This window comes from Streptomyces alkaliphilus (genome assembly GCF_014141535.1).
GTDB classification, from domain to species: Bacteria; Actinomycetota; Actinomycetes; order Streptomycetales; family Streptomycetaceae; genus Streptomyces; species Streptomyces alkaliphilus.
On the sequence record NZ_VKHT01000398.1, the window covers coordinates 1 to 4472 of the forward strand.

Below are 4472 nucleotides of genomic sequence, written 5' to 3' on the forward strand. Positions count from 1 at the left end.
CACCCGCCCCACCCGGCCGGACGCCGCGCGGGGCGACACCGGGAGCACGCGGACGCGCCCCGGGGAAGCCGGCGGAAGCACGTGGAAACCCCTGGAAACCCGTGGAAACGTCCGGAAAATCGCGCTCCGGGAATCGTCGGTGTGCTCCCACCTGCCGTCGGGAGGGGAGCAGGCACTACCTTCCTTTCATGACGACTGCACTGATCACCGGCGCCACCGCCGGCATCGGCGCCGCGTTCGCCCGCAGACTGGCGCGCGACGGCCACAACCTCGTCCTGGTCGCCCGTGACACCGAGCGCCTCGAACGGCAGGCCGCCGAGTTGCACGATCACCACGGGGTGGAAGCCGCCGTGCTCAGCGCCGACCTGGCGACCGAGGAGGGCATCGCCGCCTGCGAGGAACGGCTGGCCGACCGCCGCCACCCGGTGGAAATGTTGGTCAACAACGCCGGCTTCGGACTCAAGGGGAGCTTCCCCGACGTGCCGATCGCCGACGAACTGCGGATGTTGCGCGTGCACTGCGAGGCCGTGCTGCGGATGACCACCGCCGCGGTGGGACCGATGCGCTCGCGTGGACGCGGTGGGATCGTCAACGTCGCCTCGGTGGCGGCGTTCGTGCCGCGCGGCACCTACGGGGCGTCCAAGGCGTGGGTGGTGCAGTTCTCCCAGGGCGCGGCCCGGGACCTGGCCGGCAGCGGGGTGCGGATCATGGCGCTGTGCCCGGGTTTCGTGCGCACCGAGTTCCACCAGCGGGCGGGGATGGGCACCTCGGACATTCCCGGTTGGATGTGGCTGGACGCCGACCGCGTGGTGGACGCCGGCCTGCGCGACCTGGCCCGCGGCAAGTCGCTGTCGGTGCCCGACCCCCGTTACAAGGCGCTGCTCGGCGCGACGAAGCTGGTGCCGCGCGGTGTGCTGGGGGGCGTCTCCTCCCGGGCGGGGCGGAAGTACGGCCCGAAGCGGGACTCCTGAGCCCCCGCGACCGGCGCGGCGAGGGGACGCGGCCCCGGGCGGCGGCGGCGAACGGCCGGAGCCCCCGGCACCGACCGTGATGGGTCGGTGCCGGGGGCCCTTGCGCGGGTGGCGCGGACGCCTCCCGGGCGAGTCGGTTCGGGGTGGATGTCCTGTCGGATCCGGCCCCGGTGCCGCGTCGGGTCAGTGCGCGTGACCGTGACCGTGGCCGTGACCGGCGGTCTCCGGCTCCTCCTCCTTCTTCTCCACCACCAGGGTCTCGGTGGTGAGCAGCAGGGAGGCGATGGAGGCGGCGTTCTCCAGGGCGGAGCGGGTGACCTTCACCGGGTCGATGACGCCGGCCTTCACCAGGTCGCCGTACTCGCCGGTGGCGGCGTTGAAGCCCTGGCCCCGGTCCAGCTCGGCCACCTTGGAGGTGATGACGTAGCCCTCCGCGCCGGCGTTCTCGGCGATCCAGCGCAGCGGCTCGACGGCGGCGCGGCGGACCACGGCGATGCCGGTGGCCTCGTCGCCGGTGCGGCCCAGGCTGTCGGAGAGCACCTTGGCGGCGTGCACCAGGGCGGAACCACCGCCGGAGACGATGCCCTCCTCGACCGCGGCGCGGGTGGCGGAGATGGCGTCCTCGAGGCGGTGCTTCTTCTCCTTCAGCTCCACCTCGGTGGCGGCGCCGACGCGGATGACGCACACGCCGCCGGCCAGCTTGGCCAGGCGCTCCTGGAGCTTCTCGCGGTCCCAGTCCGAGTCGGTGGTCTCGATCTCGGCCTTGATCTGGGCGACGCGACCCTGCACGTCGTCGGCGGAACCGGCGCCGTCGACGATGGTGGTGTCGTCCTTGGTGACGGTCACGCGGCGGGCGGAGCCCAGCACGTCGAGACCGGCCTGGTCGAGCTTGAGGCCGACCTCCTCGGAGATGACGGTGGCGCCGGTCAGGGTGGCCATGTCGGCGAGCATCGCCTTGCGGCGGTCACCGAAGCCGGGAGCCTTGACCGCGACGGAGTTGAAGGTGCCGCGGATCTTGTTGACCACCAGGGTGGACAGGGCCTCGCCCTCGACGTCCTCGGCGATGATCAGCAGGGGGCGGGAACCGCCGGACTGCATGATCTTCTCCAGCAGCGGCAGCAGGTCGGCGATGGCGCCGATCTTGCCCTGGTGGATGAGGATGTAGGGGTCGTCGAGGACGGCCTCCATGCGCTCCTGGTCGGTGACCATGTAGGGCGACAGGTAACCCTTGTCGAAGGCCATGCCCTCGGTGAAGTCCAGCTCCAGGCCGAAGGTCTGGGACTCCTCGACGGTGATGACACCGTCCTTGCCGACCTTGTCCATGGCCTCGGCGATCAGCTCGCCGACCTGCGCGTCCTGGGCGGACAGCGCGGCGACGGCGGCGATGTCCTCCTTGGAGTCGATCGGCCGGGCGCCGGCGATCAGCTCGTCGGAGACGGCCTTGACCGCGGCGTCGATGCCCTTCTTCAGGGCGGCGGGGGAGGCGCCGGCGGCGACGTTGCGCAGACCCTCGCGAACCAGGGCCTGGGCCAGCACGGTGGCGGTGGTGGTGCCGTCACCCGCGATGTCGTTGGTCTTGGTCGCCACCTCCTTGACCAGCTGCGCGCCGAGGTTCTCGTACGCGTCCTCGACCTCGACCTCACGGGCGATGGTCACGCCGTCGTTGGTGATGGTGGGGGCGCCGAACTTCTTGTCGATGACCACGTTGCGGCCCTTGGGGCCGATGGTCACCTTCACCGCGTCGGCGAGCTTGTCGACACCGCGCTCGAGGGCGCGCCGGGCGTCCTCGTCGAACTTCAGAGTTTTCGCCATGGGGTGGATGTCCCTTGTCGTTGCGTGACTGCTGACGGCGGACCGACCGAGGGTGAGGGGGACCGGACCGGGTGCCCGTCGTGTTCCGGGTCCCGCACGGTCCCGTGCGCCCCCGCCCGGCCGGCGGCGGGGTGAGCGGTGGCCCGGCGCCGAGCGGTGAACCGCTCGGCGCCGGGCCCGGGGCGTGGCCGTGTTCCGACCCGCCCCTTATTTCACTTCTCGATGATCGCGAGCACGTCGCGGGCCGAGAGGACGAGGTACTCCTCGCCGTTGTACTTCACCTCGGTACCGCCGTACTTGCTGTAGAGCACGATGTCGCCGACCTTGACGTCGAGCGGCAGGCGCTGGCCGTCCTCGAATCGGCCCGGGCCCACTGCGAGGACGGTGCCCTCCTGGGGCTTCTCCTTCGCGGTGTCCGGGATGACCAGGCCGGAGGCCGTGGTCTGCTCGGCGTCGAGCGGCTGGACCACGATGCGGTCCTCGAGCGGCTTGATGGCAACCTTGGAGCTGGCGGTCGTCACGATCCGACCTCCCCCTTCGGAGATCTCACGGGGTCAATGTCTGTGAGCGGCACGACCTGGTGGATCCGTCGTCGCGGGTGCCGGATCCGCCTGTCGCGCGATGCCGGCACTCTCGGTGGGAGAGTGCCGGCACCGAGCCTAGAACGCGGTTAGCACTCAGTCAACCAGAGTGCCAGCGCGCGCCGTGGACGGCTGATTCACGACGTGTCCCGAGAGGCCGAAGTGCGCCCCGGGGCACCGGAAAAGGGGCTTCCAGTGTCCGATGAGCGGGTGATCATCCCGGTTCGCGGCTCAGATGTAGTCCTCCAAACGAGCCAATGCGAACCCCTGTTCGGTCGCGGTGTCGAGAACCAGCCGGATCATGTCGGGCATCGTCCCCTTCCACTCGTTGGGTCCCCGGAAGTGGGTGAGGATGATGTCCCCGGGGTGGAACTTCCGGTCCCCCCGCCCCCACTCCATGCGGTCCACGAAGGCCTCCTCCGCCCACAGCGGCACCAACTCCACGCCGCACTCGGCCGCGACCTCCAGCGTGGTGCGGTCGTAGGCCCCGTACGGCGGGCGGAACATGGTCGGCCGCTCGCCGATCTCCTTCTCCAGCACGTCCTGCTGACGGCAGATCTCCCGCTTCTGCTCCTCCCGGCTCAGTTTCGGCATCTCCCGGTGGTTGATCGAGTGGTTGTGGATGCCGTGGCCGTCGGCGTGCATCCGCCGGAAGTAGTCGTAGTCGTTCCGGGCGACGTGATCGGAGAGGAAGGCGGTGTAGGGGATGTCCAGTTCCCGCATCATCTCCAACAGTTTCGGGTCCTTCTCCGCGCCGTCGTCGATGGTCAGGAAGACCACCCGGTCCTCGGTGGGCACCCGGGTGATCACCGGCGGGAGACCGTCGCCGGAGATGTGCCCGGGCTCGGTGACGAGGGTGGGCCTTTCCTTCGGCGGAGCGGGGGGGCGCAGCGGCGGTTTGCTCAGCCGCCAGGTGCGGGCGGCGGCGATCCGGCGCTGCTCCAGGCGTTCCAGCCGCTCGGCGTGCGCGAGCATGGCGTCCCCGGCGAGCCGCAACGCCGCGGGCCCCGGGGCCCCGGCCGACAGGCCCCCGCGCAGCGCCTCCGGCGCGTGGGCGGCGGCCAGGCCGCCCTCCCCGTCCGCGGTGCCCGCGCCCCCGGCCGGGGGC

The 4472-nt window shown here is 71.2% G+C and carries 4 protein-coding genes; 1 reads left to right on the forward strand and 3 read right to left on the reverse strand.

Annotated elements, in window-relative coordinates; genetic code table 11:
• Positions 1-188: 188 nt before the first annotated feature.
• Positions 189-971, forward strand: a complete 783-nt coding sequence (locus FNQ90_RS13740; protein WP_182606646.1) for an SDR family NAD(P)-dependent oxidoreductase — start codon at positions 189-191, stop codon at positions 969-971.
• Positions 972-1154: 183 nt separating this feature from the next.
• Here the strand turns inward: FNQ90_RS13740 and groL are convergent, their stop codons facing one another.
• The 3 genes from groL to FNQ90_RS13755 all read right to left on the reverse strand — a co-directional run.
• A complete protein-coding gene (gene groL / locus FNQ90_RS13745; RefSeq protein ID WP_143617805.1) occupies positions 1155-2783 on the reverse strand; it encodes a chaperonin GroEL in 1629 nt (542 codons plus the stop codon).
• Positions 2784-2995: 212 nt separating this feature from the next.
• Positions 2996-3304 (reverse strand): co-chaperone GroES, encoded by a 309-nt coding sequence (groES, locus tag FNQ90_RS13750; RefSeq protein ID WP_143617807.1) that lies wholly within the window; start codon positions 3302-3304, stop codon positions 2996-2998.
• A gap of 291 nt (positions 3305-3595) precedes the next feature.
• A partial coding sequence (locus tag FNQ90_RS13755) for a polysaccharide deacetylase family protein (protein WP_182606647.1) occupies positions 3596-4472 on the reverse strand: 877 nt, incomplete at its 5' end.